Source organism: Streptomyces sp. NPDC102437 (assembly GCF_044765565.1).
Classification (GTDB): domain Bacteria; phylum Actinomycetota; class Actinomycetes; order Streptomycetales; family Streptomycetaceae; genus Streptomyces.
The window spans coordinates 12,722-28,975 of sequence record NZ_JBIWKI010000045.1 but is presented as its reverse complement, the minus strand read 5'-3'; the positions used below and the strand labels follow the sequence as shown (position 1 = coordinate 28,975).

Here is a 16,254-nt window from a genome sequence, read left to right as displayed (position 1 = left end):
AGGGAAATAAGGAAGGAAAGGAAGGAGAGACGCGAACGGATGCGTATCGACATCGACACCGACCGGTGCATCGGGGCGGCCAGGTGTGTGCAACACGCTCCCGGTGTCTTCACCCAGGACGACGACGGCGTGGTCGAGCTACTGCCGGACCACGGCGAGGAGGGGGAGGACCCACTGATCCAGGAGGCCGCGTTCGCCTGCCCGGTGCAGGCGATCGCATTGAGCCGGCGCTGAGGGTGCTCGCGAGGCCAGGAGGCCGAGGGATCTGGCCTGCCACGCCGCGCTGGGGCGAAAAGAGCCAGAGCCGGCTGGCAGGTGCCGCACCCCGCGGCGAGCAGGCGGCAGGTACCCCCGGCCCCCTCCACCATGCCTGCGCATCCGCGAAGGCATGGTGGAGATCGCCGTCTGGGGCACCGACCCCGCCCCGTCTATCCAGGAGCGACGGCCGTGGCGCCCTCGCTCCGGCACGCAGCTGCGCACCCCCAAAATCGACGCGCTGCGCTCGTGGTAGCCGACCAGGACGACGTCGCGCCCCCGGCGGCGGATCTCGCTCAGGAGCGGAAACGGGCCGTACTCCAGGAGTTCCCCAGGTGAGGTTGAGATCGGTGGGGCCGGCGCTGAAGCCGTCCGCGATCAGAACCGGGCGGTTGAGCCGGCGGTCGCCTCCCCTCGGTAGACCCAGTCGGTGGCGAAGGGGAGGTCCCAGGTGTCGTCGGGCGTGGGCGCGGTGCGGTCGGTCGTGCGCGGACCGGGCGCCAGGACGATCGGGAGACCGGACTCGAAGGCTTCGGCGGCCATGCCTCGGTGCAGCGGATACGGTCGGCGATCAGCTCGCTGCCCGAGGAGCCAAGGCGGATATCGAAGCGGAGAGTCCGGACCGTCTTGTGGCGGGCAGCCAGAACGCGCACAGCGGCAGGATGGCTCCTGTCTGAAAGGCGATCGCTCGTTCGTGGTAGCTCGGCATGAAATGACGGCTTCGTGACGAGTGTTCCATCGTCCATTGCGGACGGCCGAGCAGGGCAGCCCTCACGAAGGAAGTTGACCATGAGTTTCATTCAGACCGGCAAGATCAATCTCAGCTCGGACAACCCGATCGAGACGAGCGGCGGGAACACCTCGACCTTCACTCGCGTCACGTTTCCGACACCGTTCCCGGCAGGGGCGAACGTGGTCGTCCTCCCACTGACCCAGACATTCAACGGCCCGGAGACGCCGGGGATCCGGATCCACGACGTCACCAACACGGGCTTCCTCATCCGCCTGAACGAGGTGTACGCCGGCGCCACCAAGAGCGACGGCAAGCACACCACCGAGACCATCGGCTGGCTCGCCGCCACCGTCTGATCCCTCAGGCACGTGAAAGGGGCGATGGGGCCACCATGCGTGGGCCCCACCGCCCCTCCCTGTAATCGCGCCACCGGCCGAGAGGGTCTCCAGCGCGGCACGTTCCTTGTCGTCCGCGCTGAGCTTCCACCGCAGCTTCGTGGCGGTCCAGTCAGCTAGACAGGTGCACTTCGCGGACTCGGCCGGCGGCATCCACTCCGACGGGTCCGTGTCCGTCTCGGACCGGTTCGTCTTCGCGGTGCGGGACGCCACCATCGAGCTGAACCATCTCTACGGCTACAAGAACGGCGACTGGACCTACTCCCGCTGAGCGGCGACGGGGAAGCCCCGGAGTTGGATGGCGATCTCGTATAACCCGAACGGACATTGCCATACGTCCGGCAGGGGGGAAGGGCATGCCGACCCCGGAGGCCGGGTGCCCGTTACGGGGCCACCAAGAAGGCAATGGGGAACGAGGTATCCAGAGTTCCGGCGCAAGTCTCCGGGCTGCTCGTCGGTGTGTCGGTTGCTTCCGCTCTGTCCGTTGGACGATCCTCCGTCAGGGGATCGGCGGCAGCGAATGGAGCCCTTGGTGGGCTGGAGAAGGCGTCAACCGGGCTGGTCCCCCCGTACGCGGACGACTGCGGCGGCGCTGATCGGCTGTGTCCTGCTGGGGCCAGCCTGCTCGCCCACGCCCGATTCGGTTCCCGGTGCGGGCACGACGGCCGGGGCGTCCCGCCCGGCCGCCCACGGGAAGGACCCGGGGCAGTGCCGGCGCACCCTGGTCGGCGTGGCGCATCCTGATGACGACCTGTTCTTTCTGAATCCGGAGATCAGACAGACCATCCGCGCCGGGTGCCCGGTCGACACGGTGTATCTGACCGCCGGCGACGACGGCAAGAAGGACCGGGTCAAGGCGCTGGAGTACGTGGACCGCAGGGAGTACGGGGTGCGGGCGGCCTACGCGGAGATGGCGGAGGCGGCCAACCGCTGGGAGCGGTCGGATGTGCGGGCGGACAGCGTCCGGGTCAGGTCCTACCGGCTCGCCGACGACGCCAGAAACACCGATGTGCGGCTGACGTTCCTGGACCTCCACGACGGACTGCCGCACGGTCAGGAGGCGAACAGCCTGCTGAGGCTGTTCGACCGGGGCAAGCAGAGCATCGAGCCGTTCCAGAGCACCGCGAGCTACACGGAGGACCGGCTGCTCGCGGTGGTGTCCGCACTGGTCCGGCTGAGCCGGGCAGGGCGCATCCTGACGATGGATCACGACAATGCTTCGTTCGCCTTCGGGCTCGGCGGCGGTGTCGACCACGCCGACCACGGGGTCGGCGCCCGGTACTTCCGCAGGGTGGGCTACGCGCTCGGGGTTCCCGTGTCGGCCTACCTCGGCTACACCATGTCGCCGCTCACACCGAATCTCACCCCCGGAGCCTCGGCCGAGAAGGACGAGGTGGCACGCTGGTATCTCGCCCACCGGAAGTGCCGGGCCACCGGGACGTGCGCGAACGCCACCGCCTACGCAGGCCCGCTCCAGAAGGACTGGAGCCTGTGGATCCACCGGCAGTACCAGCAGATCCACCGGCCTCCACGCGCCGGGGAGATCCTCGGTGACATCGGCCGGACGACGTACTTCACCGGGAGGGATCCGTCACAGTGCCTCCACGCCACCACCGGGTCGGCGAACTCTGGTACGGCCGACATCCGCGGCTGTGACGGATCAGCCGCGCAGAAGTGGGACATGAGGAAGGACGGGACGATCAGGCCCCGACTCGACCGCGACTCCTGTCTGACCGCGAACTCGACAGTCGTCGGACTTGAGTGGTGCGGGGGAGGCCGCGGGAGCCAGCGCTGGGCCCGCGAGCCGTGGCAGAGCACGACCTGGAAGCGTGACGCCTGGCGGATCACGGGCGGTGACCATCGCTGTCTCTTCCAGGACGACCGCGAACTCCCCACCCGCTGGGACGACCGCGACCGGCAGAACCCCGAGTTGAAGCTCTCCGACTGCGGCACACAGCCCCGGCCCGAACTCTACTGGCGTTGGAGCGGCTGAGTTCCCGTAACCTCGGTCGGCACCTCACCGAAACGCGTCAGGGCCAGTGCTCCCACCGCCACCACCGCCACGAAACACGCGACCGCCGGCCACTGAGGCCCTCGCATGGCCGGTCGCCCAGCCGGGCGAGGGCCGACTGCGCCGGCACGGCCGGTTTCACGCGGCACCGTGCCCGCCGTCGCCACCGTGGCCGGACCGCGCTGAAAGCTCGGCCCGGCCCCGCGGAGCCGGTCCTCGACCAGGGAGGTGACGGTGAGACAGGTGGCGAGCGACTCGCCCACCGCGTGGATGGGAATGGACCGCAGGGCGACCGTCTGGAGCGGGATGTCCGCGGCTGCCGAGAGCAAGTCCGACGACGTAGCGCCACTGTCTCGGAGCGTGCAGCAGCAGCGCGGGGTCGACGCCGGAGCCGATGCCCGGTTCCGCGGCACTGGCCGCGACGGCCTGGAAGACGGAAGCTGAGCCGAAGCAGACTGCGGGAGCGAGTGCGCACACCGTCCGCAGTGACACAAGGACGCAGTGACGCAAGAGCGCAAGGACGCAAGGAAGGCCGGCTTGAAGGGCGGGCAAGGGATCATTGCTGTATCCGTATCCGGAGGTCAGTGCCCCGTCGTCAGCGGCCGGGGAGCACGTCGACCGAGCCGATATACTCCTGGCTCGCCACGTCCGGAAGCCGGACGGCCTGCGCCCAGGAGTAGATCAGCAGGCTGAACACGGCGGTGATCGCCACGTCCCACCACAGGGGAATGACGCCGGTCGCACCACAGGACACCTTCGACGCCGGTCCCCCGCTGCAGTAGCCACCCTGCCAGGAGATCAGGCCCAGCCCCACCAGATACACCGGCAGCCACTGGGCGGACCGCCAATCCAGATGCGGGACCCTCGGGTTGAGCCTGAGCAGTGCCGAGCCGCCCAGCAGCAGATATCCGAGGACGATCGCCAGGCCGAGCCGCCACAGGGTGTCCCAGCCGACCCAGTAGATGATCAGGTTGGAGACGATGAAGGCGACGGGAGACCAGAACAGACCGCCGGGGAGACGGTATGGACGGTACCGGTCCGGGTCCTGCTTGCGTAGACACCCGAGGGCGAGCGGCGCGCCCGCGTACATCAGCACGCTCGCGGAGGTGACGAAACCGACCAGCTTCTGCCAGGCGGGAAAGGGCAGGAAGACGATGAGCCCGACGAAGAACGCGAAGAGCAGACTGAACCAGGGAACCCCGCGCGCCGTCGTCCGTTCGAAGACCGCGGGCACGTAGCCGTTGCGGGACAGGCCGTACGAGACCCGGGAGGCGGCGGTCGTGTAGATCAGGCCGGTTCCGGTGGGGGACACGACCGCGTCGATGTAGATCAGTGCGGCGAGCCAGCGGAGCCCGGCGGACAGGGCGATTCCGGCGAACGGCCCCGCCTTGTCGGTAAAGGTCAGATCGGCCCAGCCGTGGGCGAAGGCGCTCTGTGGCAGGGCCCCGATGAAGACCACCTGAAGGGACAGATAGACAAGTGCGCCTATGAGGATCGAGCCGATCACTGCCCGCGGGATGTCCCGCGCCGGATTGCGGCTCTCCCCGGCCAACTGGTCCGCCTGTTCGAATCCGAGGAATGCGAAGATGATTCCACTGGTGCTGACGGCGGAGAGCACACCCTCGACGCCGAACGGGGCGAAGCCCTGGTGGCCGAAATTGCTCCCGTGGAAGGTGGTCCCCGCCAGCACGGCGATGGTGAGCACGGCGATGGGGGCGGCGACGAAGAACGCGGTCAGCAGGACCGCGATCCAGTTCTGGACGTGTTGCCGATAGACCGGCAACTCCAGGGCCAGGGCCGTCAGCACCAGCGTCAGCCCGGCCAGGGCTAGATTGAGAATCCAGGCGGCGCGTTTGCGCCGCCGCATGGTGATCGCCAGAAACATGGAGAGCACACCGGAGAAGAACCCGGCGGTCAGCAGATAGGGCGTGAAGAACTCGTCGTCGTTGTGCCGCCGGATGTCGTTCCCGAAAGACACCCACACGGCGCCGAGGAAGTTGAAGAAGGCAGCGGCCCGCAAATACCAGACCGCTGAGAGATATCCGCGCCGTGACCACTCACTGTGATCCGCACCGGGCTGCGGACTCCGTCGGACGCGCCCCATGCGAGCGACCCTAGAGGCTGAGGGGCCCTTGGAGGCGCTCAGCGGAGTGCGGTGAACGGGTGAACTCGCCAAAGGACCTTGACACGTTCAATGCCGCGTACCGGGCGGACAAGGCGGCAAAAGCCGTACACATCGGCGCGGAGCGTCGCGGACCGCGGTGGGCGGGGACGACCGACACTCCCCCGCCGTCCCCCCCGGCACGTCATCGACGACACCGCCCACAACGGCCCCGCGCAGCCGGTTGTCGGCCCCGAAACAGCCGTTCTCCGCCGGATCACCCCCCGGCGGCCGCGCCACGCCCGTGTGAGCCCGGTCAGTCGAACGCGCGCAGCACCAGGCGCGCAACTTCTGTGATCCCCCGCCCGATCCCCCTGAGCAGTCCCGTCTCCACCGCCACCTCGGCGGCATCCGCAGCCGCGTCCGCGCGGTCCTGCCCGGAACGGCACCGCGAACAAGAACGAGGCCAACTGCGCTTTTGCACACCGCACTTCTTGCACATCGCCATGCCCGCATTCTCCCCTGGCCGGGCTGCGGGCCTGCCGCCCCGTCACCGCGTACTCTTCGGCGCAGGCCACGGCAGGCCAGCGTCACCAGGTCCTCCTCCGGTGCGACGGTTTACTCGAACGGCACCGGGCCGCCGGCGCAACGAGGGGTGGAGGCCTGCAGCCACGGCGGCCTGAATGGCCCCAGGGCGTGGGCGACGTCGAGCAGTCGGGACGCCTGTGCCCGGCTCATGCCGGACGCACCCCTCTTGGAGCTCCCGCCCCGCTGACCACGTATTTTTCACTCAGTGACCAGCCAATCCTCACTGCTTGTCCAGCACCAGCGCCCGGCCATCACTGCTCAACGCCCCATAGAAACACCCGAACCGGCCCGGGCCGGCCCACAGCACCCAAGGTCGAACACCGGACTGAGAATCATCCCGGACGCGGAAGCGGGAACTCGCACGCATCCGGCGACGCGGACCCGCTCGAGTGAACGCAGCGCATTCGTGGCGTGGCGTTAAGTCTTCTGCTGACCACGGCAATGGACTGCCACCGCATGGCGGTGAACGACCCATGCGCCAAGCCACTGCAGAGCAAGGGAAGACATGTCGGACCACTGGCTGGTCTCTCGGCCAGATAGTCGTAGCCGGAGCTGCTCGGAAGCGGTTCGGTCCCCGCCCGGCACGGCCAGGCCCACAGCCGGGCGCACCAACATCGGCTTCGCCGCCTAGGAGCCCCCCTGTATGCCCACTTGAGCACCCGTCAGTTGCCCCGGTCCCATCCGGAGCGATTTGCGTTCGCCGCCCGGGGAGGCGTGCGGGCGCGCGGCCGGGTTCGGCGGGAGACAAGTCTTAGCCGCGGCGTTGCAGGATGTAGAGGTCCCAGGAGTCGGGGTCGCCGACGTAGACGAAGAGCTTCGGATGCTCGGGGTTCCCGAACACGTGCCAGGTGTCCATGGAGCAGTCGTCGACGGACACGTCCACCTCCTGGGACCAGGGTCCGGCACCCGGGTCGTACCCCCAGGTTCCGGTTCCGGTGCACTTGTGTACCTCGGAATCGAAGCCGAACGTCTCGACGCGGGTCGCCGTGGCCTTGCCGTCTGCTGTGAGGATGAGCGTGCCTCCCTTCCCGTCGGACCATGTCCCGGCGACCCGTTCCGCGCTCAGCTGCGGAGGCTCGTACCCGATCCCGAAGTACTGGCCGATGATGGCGAGCGTGCCGGCGGTGACGACAGCGAGCGTCCCGTACAACGCCACCCGCCCGAACATCGCGCCACCGGAGAGCTGCGGGCGGTCCGGCAGCAGTAGCCTGCGGGCGACCAGCGTCGTGGCGGCGAGCGCCGCCGTCGCAGCGAGCCACCCGCCGAGGCCCGCCAGGAGACCGGTTTCTCCGAGTACCGCCGCGGCCAGGGACGGCAGGGCAGTTGCGGCGGCTGCAAGCGCCGGGACCCACCACCACGCCTCGCGCCCCGGGAGCCTGCGGCTGAGCCATCCGGCCCCGACCAGGAGCGGCATCACGACGCCGACCGTCAGCAGGGCGGAGAGGACAGCTCCGGCCGCCGCCGCAAGCGGTGCCATCACGATCAGGACGAAGATCCCCATCGCGTTGTAGGGAAGGCCCGGGCTCTCTTGGGTCTGCCCCCACACGAAGAGCGCGATCGTCCCGATCACTGCCTCGACGAGCAGCATCGACATCGAAGCCGTCAGCACCGAGCACGTATCGCCCTCGCGGCCCTCTTCCCATACCCCGGGAGCGGTCGAGGGCACGCAGTGACGTGCTGATCACGGGGTCCGTTTCTACGTCGCTGCCTCCCGCGCCTTCCTCAGCTCGACCTGTTCCGTCGCCAGTCCGGCCAGAGCAGTCGCTGGAAGCACTGAACAGCGCGGACGGATCGGCAGTGGGGAACTGCTGGCACTCGGTCAGGCGCGGCGTGCCGGTGCCAGGCCGGCCTCGTACGCGACGATGGCCGCCTCCACTCGGTTGCGCGCGCCCAGCTTCGAGAACACCGCACTGACGTGGGCCTTCACCGTACCTTCGACCAGGTGCAGACTGCTCGCGATCTCTGCGTTGGACTGCCCAGCCCCGAGTCCGGCCAGTACCTGGCGCTCCCGTTCCGTGAGCCGCTCCAGCGAGCGGTGGGGGTGTGTCGTCCGATGGGCGCGCATCCCGGTGATGACGCGGCCGGCGACTCTGGGGGAAAGGTAGGCGCCACCGGCGCCCACCGCCCGTACACCGTTGAGCAGTTCCCTCGGGTCGTCGGCCTTCAGCAGGAAGCCGTCGGCGCCTTCCTCCAGGGCGCGGGTGATGTACTCGTCCTGGCCGAAGGTGGTCAACATGATCACACCCACCGTGGCCGGCTCCTGGCGGAGCCGCGCGACCGCCGTCAGCCCGTCCATGCCGGGCATCTGGATGTCCAACAGGACCACGTCCGGCCGGTGTCGGCGGGTGAGCGCGAGGGCCTCGTGCCCGTTGCCGGCCTCGGCGACCACTTCGACGTGCGGGTCCCTGGCCAGGACGGCCAGCACTCCGGCTCGGACCATCGCCTCGTCGTCGGCCACAAGGACCCGGACCTGGCGGCGGCTGGGCGTCGTTTCTTCCACGCGGCGAGCCTACGGCCGGTGCGTCACCGGGCGGACGTCGAGTGCCGCAGATCCGCCTGGGGGCGGAGGGCACCCCTGACGAAAGTCAGGATGCCGCTGCCGTTCGACCGGTGGGAGTGGGCGCCGCGGACTCCTAGCGTCGCTTCCGTACGGGAAACGGGGCAGCCGCTCCGGGCCGATCGCACGTCGGTGTGCGCCTGTCACCGCCGCCGTCACCTTGTCGCGAGCTGTGTTCCGCGGTCCGTGACCGACACGAAGGAAGTCCGTGATCACCCTCCGGGGACTGGCCAAACGCTACGGCGACACCCTCGCCGTGGACGAGCTGACACTCGATGTCCAGGCCGGCCGTGTGACCGGCTTCCTCGGCCCCAACGGGGCCGGGAAGTCCACCACCATGCGCATGATTCTGGGCCTGGACCATCCCACGCGCGGGCGGGCCCTGATCGCCGGGCGCCCTTACGCGGACCTGCGCAGACCGCTGCGCGCGGTCGGTGCGATGCTGGATGCCCGGGCCGTCCACCCGGCTCGTTCCGGCCGCACGCACCTGGTCACTCAGGCCCGGTCGAACGGCATCCCGCTGCGCCGCGTGGACGAGGTGCTGGAGCAGGTGGGCCTGGCCAAGGCCGCCTGTCGGCCCGCGGGCACGTACTCGCTCGGCATGAGCGGGCGGCTCGGGGTGGCGGGTGCCCTGCTCGGCGATCCGTCAGTGCTCGTCCTGGACGAGCCGGTCAACGGCCTCGACCCGGACGGCGTGCGGTGGATTCGCGGGCTCGTCCGGGACCAGGCGGCCGAGGGACGCACCGTGTTCCTCTCCAGCCATCTGATGAGCGAGATGCAGCTGACGGCCGACCATCTCGTCGTCATCGGACGAGGGCGGCTGCTGAGCGATACCTCCATGGCCGAGTTCCTGGATGCTGCCTCTCCCGCGTCGGCGCGCGCCGTGGTGCCCGACCCCGAGGAAATGGCGACGCTGGTCCGCCGCCTCATACCGGCCGACGGGGTGACCGTCGAGACCTCCGAGTCAGGCGAACTCACCGTCATAGGTCGCACCGCGGCCGAGATCGGCGACCTGGCCCACCACTGCCGAGTGCGATTGCACCAGCTGAGCGATGTCCGGGTCTCGCTGGAGCAGGCGTACATGGACCTGACCGCACGCAGCGTCGAGTACACGACGGGCAGCAGCGCCGCGGACACGACCGCCGCGTCCGCGGCTCCGGACGGAGGAGGACGACAATGACCGTCCCGACGACACCCGTCAGGCGGACGGGCCTGCCGCGGGCCGTCCCTGACGCTCCTGGCCGGGGCGCACCAGGAGGCTTCGCCGGGGCCGTCGCCGCCGAGTGGACCAAACTGTGGTCCGTCCGAGGTCCCTATCTGTGTCTTCTGGCGGGCCTTGCGATCACCGGTGTCTTCACCTACTACTACGCCTCGATCGCCCGCATCAACGAGCATCCGATGCAGCCTGTCGGGAACGCGGCGGCCTCATCCGCCGTCCTCGTCCAGTTCACCGTCGTCGTCCTGGCCACGATCGCGGTCACCTCCGAGTTCGACGGGCAGTGTGCGGACCTCCCTGCTGTCGGTGCCCCGCCGGCATCGGGTCCAGGGCGCGAAGGCGCTGGTGGTGGCCGTGGTCGCGTTCGTCGTCGGCACCACGTTCGCCGTCGTGGGTACGGCGGTTGCCTGGTTGGGGTTCGACGGGCGGGCCTCCTTCGCGGTCGGCCCGAGCCTCCTGCAGGTACTCGCGGTCGGTCTCTACGAGGCGTTGGTCGCTGTGCTGAGTGTCGGGGTGGCGTTCGCCACGCGCCATCCGGCAGGCGCTCTCTCGATCCTCGTCGCACTCCTGTGGGCACTGCCGAGCATCCTCCTGGGACTGGGAGGCCCGACACTCGCGGACGTCAACGATCGTCTGCCGCACGGTGCCGGGGACCATTTCATGCGCGTCGGGGCCGAGGCGCCGTACCCGCCGGTGACGGCGGTCCTGATCGTGGCGGCGTGGGCCGCCACCGCGCACCTGATCGGCCTGTACGTGCTGCGTCGACGGGACGCCTGACTCTGCCGCCGGTGGCAGCCCGAAACCCGCGCCGGGCCCACTCTCTCGCCGGGCGTCCGGGACCGTCCCACAGAATCGACCCGGAAAGGTGAGGACATGCACCAGAAGGACGGTCGACGCACCATGCCGTACATACACATGCCCCCGGTCAGAATCGTGTGCGGTGATGTGGCCCTGTGGATCGTGCTCGCCGCTGCCACCGGCTACGGGTTCCGGGACGCGGGCACAGCGGCCTCGCCGCTCGAAGACCTGTGTCTCCCGTTGGCCGTCCTGGCGGTGTCCTTGCCGCTGTCCCGCCGCCGGCCGGGGACCGCGGTCATCCTGGTCAACGGACTGTGCGCGCTGGGCATGGCCGACCCCGCGACCCCCGCCAACGCCTATGTCCTCTCGCTGGCCGCCCTGAGCTGTCTGCTGGGGGCCCGGGTCGCCGCGGCACGACGCCCGCTCCTGGTACTGGCCGGCTGCCTTGCAGTGGATCTCGCGACGTGCGCGGTGCTGCGGGCGGAGGCCGTGTGGTGGTTCTATGCGCTGGGTGTGCTGCCCGCCGCTCTCCTGCTGCCCTGGCTGGCCGGACGGCACTGGCGCGGCCGGCGCGAACTGGTGCGGGAGGGCTGGCGGCTGGCCCGGAGCCTGGAGGAGCGTCAGCACCTGGTTGCGGAGCGGGCGCGGCTGACCGAACGCGCGGACATCGCAGCCGACATGCACGACTCTCTCGGGCACGCGCTGAGTCTGGTCGCCCTGCGGGCCGGCGCCCTGGAACTCTCTCCCGACCTCACCGACCGCGACCGCGCCGATCTCGCGGAGCTGCGCGGGACGATCGCGGACGCCGTGGAGCAACTGCGCGAGACCGTCGCAGTTTTGCACGATCCGACCGGGACGGAACCGGGTGTGGGTCTGCCCGTCACCGACACCGTCGAGGACCTCCTCGGGCGGGCGGTGGCGTCCGGGGTGCCGGTGCGCTGGGAGCAGCACGGGGCGATGCCCGTGCTCTCCCCCCTGGTCCAACGGGGCATGTACCGGGCGGTGCAGGAGTCACTCACCAACGCGGTGAAGCACGCGCCGGACGGTGAGATCAGGGTGCGGATCTCACACGAGGCTGACCGTACCCGCGTGAGTGTCGTGAACGCCGCTGCGTCGGCTGACCGGCCGGCGTTCGCGGCCGAAGGCCCGACGGTCGGCGCCGGTGGCCGAGGCCTGACGGGGCTTCGGGAGCGGGTGACCGTACTCGGCGGCTCCTTGTGGACCGGCCCGTACCAGGGCGGATTCCGCGTCACCGCAGTCCTCCCGCACCAGGTCGCGGCCTGCCCGGGGACACCGACGTCGCGACCGGGGGCGGCGCCCGCACTCCGCGGGCTGCGCGCAGGGGCCGCTCGCCCGGCCCCGGGTACGGACACCGTCGCACCGGAGTCCGTCAAACGGCTCGCCTCCGTACGGAATGCCGCCCGTCGCCGCTCCGTCGCCGCCTTTGCGGCTCCTCTCGTCGCAGCCGCCTTCTTCGTACCCTCAGCCGTCTTCCTGGCCTGGCAGTTGACAACCAGCGTGCTGCCGCCGTCCCGGTTCGACGAGCTGCCCATCAACCGCCCGCGCGCCGAACTCGCTCCCTTGCTGCCGGCGCACCCCTACCCCTACCCGCCCGACCACGCCCGTTCCGCACCTCGGCCGCCCGGCGTCCGTTGCGAGTTCTACCGATCCGGCCGCGACCTGCTGACCGAGGTCGACCTCTACCGGCTCTGCTGGTCAGGCAACACGCTGGCGACGAAGGACACTGTGCCCGCAAGCCCGCCGGCAGCCCCGTGGTCACCTTCCGCACCGTCGAGGAGGGGCTGAACCGAAACGATCCAGGAGTGGTGGAGATCATTACCGGCCGGCAGGTGGAGCTACGTTGAGTGAGAGGACGAGAACTACGTGGATGTTTATGAAGCCGTGGACGGTCGCCGGGCTGTGCGGGCGTTCAGCGATGAGCCGGTGTCCCAAGAGGTTCTCGAACGAGTGCTGACCGCAGCAACGCGGGCTCCGTCGAGTGGGAACCTCCAGCCGTGGCATGTCTTTGTCGTGGCCGGCGAGCCCCTGGCCGAGCTGAAGAGGCGCGCGACGGCCAGGGCACTGGCGGGCGACCCGGGCGACGAGCGGGAGTATCCGATGTACCCGGCCGAACTGGCCTCGCCGTACATGGACCGCTTCGCCGCTGCGGCCGCCCAGCGGTACGAAGCGTTGGGCATCGAGCGCGACGACCCCGACAGGCCCATGAAGATCGCCGCCTTGAACTCGGAGGCGTTCGGGGCGCCGGTCGTGCTGTTCTGCTACCTCGACCGGGCGATGGGCCCGGGGCAGTGGGCGGACGCGGGGATGTATTTGCAGACGGTCATGCTGTTGCTGAGGGCGGAAGGGTTGCACAGCTGCCCCCAGGTGATGTGGACGATATATCGCAAGACCGTCAGCCAGGTGGTCGGAGCCGATGACGGGCTCGTGCTGTTCTGCGGTGTCTCGGTGGGATTCGAGAAGGAAGGCGTGCCACGGCTGCGCACCGGACGGGCGGGCATGACGGAAACAGTGAGCTTCATCGGAGTGTGACCATCAGGAGGTCAGGATCCGCAGGACCAGCAAGCGCGACCGGACCTGTTGGGCACCATCAGCTCGCACAGAGTCGGCGACCGGCTCACCGAACTGCACGACGAAGCACTCCTCTACGCCGACAGCGCACCGGCCCTCGACCTCCGAGAACGCATCACACACGCCCTCGGATAACCGACCGTTCCAACGTCGCCGTGTGGACCATCCAGCAGTGGCGGTGCTTCGCCGGGCAGCTGCCCGGCTTGACGCCGCCGTAGGCCTGAGCCGCGGCGGGCTCAGCCCCGCGGCTGCCCGCGGACTGGTCGCTGGCGGTGCGGCGCGATGCCGAGCGTGCTGCCGCTCTCGCTGAACCGCTGCGGCGCACTGCTCAGGTCAGGCGGGCGGCGCCCGGCACGGACTACCACCGGCTCTCCGCCGAGGAACACCGCTGGATCTCCGACGAACTGATCGTGCCGGACCTGCCGGCGCGCATCACGCCGCAGGAGCGCAGCCCGTCGTGCGGCTCTTCAGGGACTTCATGCGAGGTTCCAGAGCTGGATTTCGGTCGATGCGCTCTTGCTTGTGGTGGCGAGGGTTGTGCCATCCGGACTGAGCGCCAGCCAGTAGTGTGCGCTGTCGTCCAGTACGGATGCACGCCCGGTGGTGACGTTCCACACCTTGAGCCCTTCCTTGCCGGCGCTCGCGAGCGACTTTCCGTCGGGGCAGAACGCCACGGAGAACACGATCTCCTCGGTGAGCGTGGTGGTACGGCCGGTAGTGGCGTCCCACAGCCAGATGCCGCCACGGCCGGTACTGGCCGAGGCCTCGTAGCTGGATCCGTCGCAGCTGGCGAGAGTCTTGCTGTCGGGGCTGAACGCCACCGCGTTGGTGTAGGTCACGGAGTCGCGAAGGGCGGTGACACGGTGGCTCGAACGGTCCCAGAGGCGTACTCCGGACTCGCCGCCGGCAGCGATGGAGCGCCCGTCCGGGCTGAACGCCACGTGGAAAAAGGCCCCTTCGTGCCGGCCGTCAAGGGCCGCACCGACGGGACGTCGTCCTGACAGGTCCCACAGCCGGATCTGGCCCTCGCCACCCGTGTTGTAGTCCTGGCCGCTGACGGCGAGCGTCTTGCCGTCAGCGCTGAACGCCAGCGCGTTCGTCCAGGACCACGAATCGTCGTCGAAGTCCCACTCACGCTTGAGGGTGGTCTGGACTCGCCCCGTGGCCATGTTCCACAAGGTGACGCTGTCCGAACCAGCACTGCCGACGGCAAGCGTCTTGCCATTGGGGCTGAATGCCACCGAGTTCGGCAGAAAGTCCGATTCCCCGAGGGTCAGGGTGGAGAGCCGACGGGTCGCCATGTCCCAGAGCTGGATGCAGCCGCTGTCCCCTCTGTCGCCCGATCCGTCGTCCGTCGAGGCTCTGTAACTGGAAGCGGCGACTGTCCCGCCATCGGGACTGTACGCCGCCCCCACCACCCGAACCTTGCCGTTGAGCTCGCCTGCCGTGGGCCTCTTCGGTCCTGCCTTCCCCGACGCCTTCCCCGCTCCGCCCTGCTCTCCCGGACCCTTCTTGTCCCCGGGCCAGAAGACCACCGCAGGGACGACCACCGCGGCCGCCGCGACACCGCCGAGCAAGATGGCGCGCCGCCCCGGGCCGCGGCGCAGGCCTGACTTCCGTGATTCCGGTAAGGCAAGCGGTTCCGGTTGAGCAAGCGGCTCCGGTTGAGCAAGCGGCTCCGTCGGTTTCGGGGTGGCTCCCGGATCCGTGCGGATGTGGGGCGATGGTCCGGTGCGTTGCAGGATCTCGGCGATCTCCGGTCGATGCGCCGGCTCCTTGGCCAAGCACGCGGCAATCAGCTCGCGCAATGGGTCGGCGAGGCCGTCCAGACGCGGTGGCTCATCAAGGATCCGCCGTACGATCGCGGGAATGTTCGGGGCATCGAAGGGGCCACGACCATTCGCGGCGAAGGCGAGCACACAGCCGAGCGAGAACACGTCGCTCGCCGGGCCCACCTCCTCGCCTCGCACCTGTTCCGGGGACATGAACGCGTATGTGCCGATCGGTGCGCCCGTAACGGTCAGGGCGCTGGCGTTGCCGACCTGGGCGATGCCGAAGTCGATGATGCGCGGACCGTCATCCGCCACGATCACGTTGCCGGGCTTCAGGTCCCGGTGGACGAGACCACACGCGTGGATCGCGCCCAGGCCTTCGGCCAGACCCGCGCCCAACTCGCTCACCGCCTGAGGTGCGAGCAAAGTGCCGCCGTGCACCAAGTCCTGCAAGGAGGGACCGCTGATGTAGGCGGTCACCATCCATGGGGCCTCGGCATCCGGGTCGGCATCGATGACCTGCGCGGTGTGGAAACCGCCCACGCGCCGGGCGGCCTGCACCTCCGAGGCAAATCGCTCCCGGAAATGAGGGTTGCGGGCATAGTCGGGACGGATCAGCTTGACCGCGACCTTGCGGCCGCCGCCCGGGGAGAGTGCCAGGAACACCTGGCCCATACCGCCTGCGCCCAGCCTGGCTTGCAGGCGGTACGGGCCGATCCGGCGGGGGTCACCGGATTGCAGGGAGTCCATCCATACCACCCATCACCGAGGAGATCAGTTGCTCGCATTGTGCCAAGCAGCATCGGTTTCGGGAGCAGAACAGTAACGGCCGATCTGACGACCAAGAGAAGGGCAGGAAACCGGCCATGCCGTCCCACCTCCGGGCCCCGGCAAACCTGTGGACCTGCTGTCGGGGGCTGCACGGGCACAGGCTTGAGCGACTGATGATCTTTCGGCGGAGGGACCAAGTTACCGGCCTGCGTGCGTTGTTCAGTTCGAACGACCCCATCGACGCGAGCGAGGCGTTCACCAACCGCCAGGGCCAGTGGGACTCGTCGCCACCGCGCTCGCCGAACATTCGCAGCACATCACCGCCCCTGGCTTTGACCCCGCAGACCTGGAAGCGCCGCGCACCCATCTCGTCTTCCACGGCGTGGGCGGCGTCGGCAAGTGCACGCTCATGCGCAAACTCGAGACCGCGCTCGGCGGCACCCGACGCCTGCCGCCGGGCCGACGTCC

14 protein-coding genes are annotated in these 16,254 nt (G+C 69.3%); 9 read left to right on the top strand and 5 right to left on the bottom strand.

Annotation, left to right across the window (positions count from 1 at the left end; all coding sequences use genetic code 11):
- The first annotated feature begins 39 nt into the window (after nucleotides 1-39).
- Nucleotides 40-234, top strand: a complete 195-nt coding sequence (locus ACIRJP_RS35195; RefSeq protein ID WP_404183377.1) for a ferredoxin — start codon at nucleotides 40-42, stop codon at nucleotides 232-234.
- 399 nt (nucleotides 235-633) lie between these two features.
- Here ACIRJP_RS35195 and ACIRJP_RS35190 read toward each other — a convergent pair whose 3' ends face one another.
- Nucleotides 634-798 (bottom strand): hypothetical protein, encoded by a 165-nt coding sequence (locus ACIRJP_RS35190; RefSeq protein WP_404183374.1) that lies wholly within the window; start codon nucleotides 796-798, stop codon nucleotides 634-636.
- Nucleotides 799-1,044: 246 nt separating this feature from the next.
- Here ACIRJP_RS35190 and ACIRJP_RS35185 point away from each other — a divergent pair, with 246 nt between their 5' ends.
- From ACIRJP_RS35185 to ACIRJP_RS35170, 4 genes are all read left to right on the top strand, one after another.
- Nucleotides 1,045-1,344, top strand: a complete 300-nt coding sequence (locus ACIRJP_RS35185) for a hypothetical protein (RefSeq protein ID WP_404183371.1) — start codon at nucleotides 1,045-1,047, stop codon at nucleotides 1,342-1,344.
- A 163-nt stretch (nucleotides 1,345-1,507) separates the two neighbouring features.
- Entirely contained in the window at nucleotides 1,508-1,654 is a 147-nt protein-coding gene (locus tag ACIRJP_RS35180) for a hypothetical protein (RefSeq protein WP_404183368.1), read from the top strand.
- A gap of 459 nt (nucleotides 1,655-2,113) precedes the next feature.
- Nucleotides 2,114-3,376 carry a ricin-type beta-trefoil lectin domain protein gene (locus tag ACIRJP_RS35175; RefSeq protein WP_404183365.1) on the top strand — a complete coding sequence of 421 codons (1,263 nt, stop codon included), beginning with the start codon at nucleotides 2,114-2,116 and terminating at the stop codon, nucleotides 3,374-3,376.
- Between the two features lie 252 nt (nucleotides 3,377-3,628).
- Entirely contained in the window at nucleotides 3,629-3,838 is a 210-nt protein-coding gene (locus tag ACIRJP_RS35170) for a hypothetical protein (protein WP_404183362.1), read from the top strand.
- Between the two features lie 151 nt (nucleotides 3,839-3,989).
- Here ACIRJP_RS35170 and ACIRJP_RS35165 read toward each other — a convergent pair whose 3' ends face one another.
- The 3 genes from ACIRJP_RS35165 to ACIRJP_RS35155 form a co-directional block, all read right to left on the bottom strand.
- On the bottom strand, nucleotides 3,990-5,498 hold the full coding sequence (locus ACIRJP_RS35165; protein ID WP_404183359.1) for an amino acid permease: 1,509 nt from the start codon (nucleotides 5,496-5,498) through the stop codon (nucleotides 3,990-3,992).
- 1,336 nt (nucleotides 5,499-6,834) lie between these two features.
- Nucleotides 6,835-7,692 carry a hypothetical protein gene (locus ACIRJP_RS35160; RefSeq protein WP_404183356.1) on the bottom strand — a complete coding sequence of 286 codons (858 nt, stop codon included), beginning with the start codon at nucleotides 7,690-7,692 and terminating at the stop codon, nucleotides 6,835-6,837.
- A 210-nt stretch (nucleotides 7,693-7,902) separates the two neighbouring features.
- Entirely contained in the window at nucleotides 7,903-8,583 is a 681-nt protein-coding gene (locus tag ACIRJP_RS35155) for a response regulator (protein ID WP_404183353.1), read from the bottom strand.
- A gap of 265 nt (nucleotides 8,584-8,848) precedes the next feature.
- On the opposite strand from ACIRJP_RS35155, the gene ACIRJP_RS35150 reads away from it, so the two are divergent.
- From ACIRJP_RS35150 to ACIRJP_RS35135, 4 genes are all read left to right on the top strand, one after another.
- Nucleotides 8,849-9,820, top strand: coding sequence for an ABC transporter ATP-binding protein (locus ACIRJP_RS35150; RefSeq protein ID WP_404183350.1), 972 nt, complete (start codon nucleotides 8,849-8,851; stop codon nucleotides 9,818-9,820).
- Nucleotides 9,821-10,141: 321 nt separating this feature from the next.
- Nucleotides 10,142-10,633: a hypothetical protein gene (locus ACIRJP_RS35145; RefSeq protein ID WP_404183347.1), complete on the top strand. Its 492-nt coding sequence runs from the start codon at nucleotides 10,142-10,144 to the stop codon at nucleotides 10,631-10,633.
- Nucleotides 10,634-10,756: 123 nt separating this feature from the next.
- On the top strand, nucleotides 10,757-12,460 hold the full coding sequence (locus ACIRJP_RS35140) for a sensor histidine kinase (protein ID WP_404183417.1): 1,704 nt from the start codon (nucleotides 10,757-10,759) through the stop codon (nucleotides 12,458-12,460).
- Nucleotides 12,461-12,538: 78 nt separating this feature from the next.
- On the top strand, nucleotides 12,539-13,204 hold the full coding sequence (locus ACIRJP_RS35135) for a nitroreductase (RefSeq protein WP_404183344.1): 666 nt from the start codon (nucleotides 12,539-12,541) through the stop codon (nucleotides 13,202-13,204).
- Between the two features lie 515 nt (nucleotides 13,205-13,719).
- Here the strand turns inward: ACIRJP_RS35135 and ACIRJP_RS35130 are convergent.
- Nucleotides 13,720-15,765 (bottom strand): WD40 repeat domain-containing serine/threonine protein kinase, encoded by a 2,046-nt coding sequence (locus ACIRJP_RS35130; protein WP_404183341.1) that lies wholly within the window; start codon nucleotides 15,763-15,765, stop codon nucleotides 13,720-13,722.
- Between the last annotated feature and the right edge of the window lie 489 nt (nucleotides 15,766-16,254).

What these genes read in the sequence shown, in the direction of transcription:
- ACIRJP_RS35195 (WP_404183377.1), top strand. Translation starts at nt 40, where the DNA reads ATGCGTATCGACATCGACACCGACCGGTGCATCGGGGCGGCCAGGTGT.
- ACIRJP_RS35185 (WP_404183371.1), top strand. Translation starts at nt 1,045, where the DNA reads ATGAGTTTCATTCAGACCGGCAAGATCAATCTCAGCTCGGACAACCCG.
- ACIRJP_RS35165 (WP_404183359.1), bottom strand. Translation starts at nt 5,498, where the DNA reads ATGGGGCGCGTCCGACGGAGTCCGCAGCCCGGTGCGGATCACAGTGAG.
- ACIRJP_RS35130 (WP_404183341.1), bottom strand. Translation starts at nt 15,765, where the DNA reads ATGGACTCCCTGCAATCCGGTGACCCCCGCCGGATCGGCCCGTACCGC.
- ACIRJP_RS35140 (WP_404183417.1), top strand. Translation starts at nt 10,757, where the DNA reads ATGCCGTACATACACATGCCCCCGGTCAGAATCGTGTGCGGTGATGTG.
- ACIRJP_RS35190 (WP_404183374.1), bottom strand. Translation starts at nt 798, where the DNA reads ATGGCCGCCGAAGCCTTCGAGTCCGGTCTCCCGATCGTCCTGGCGCCC.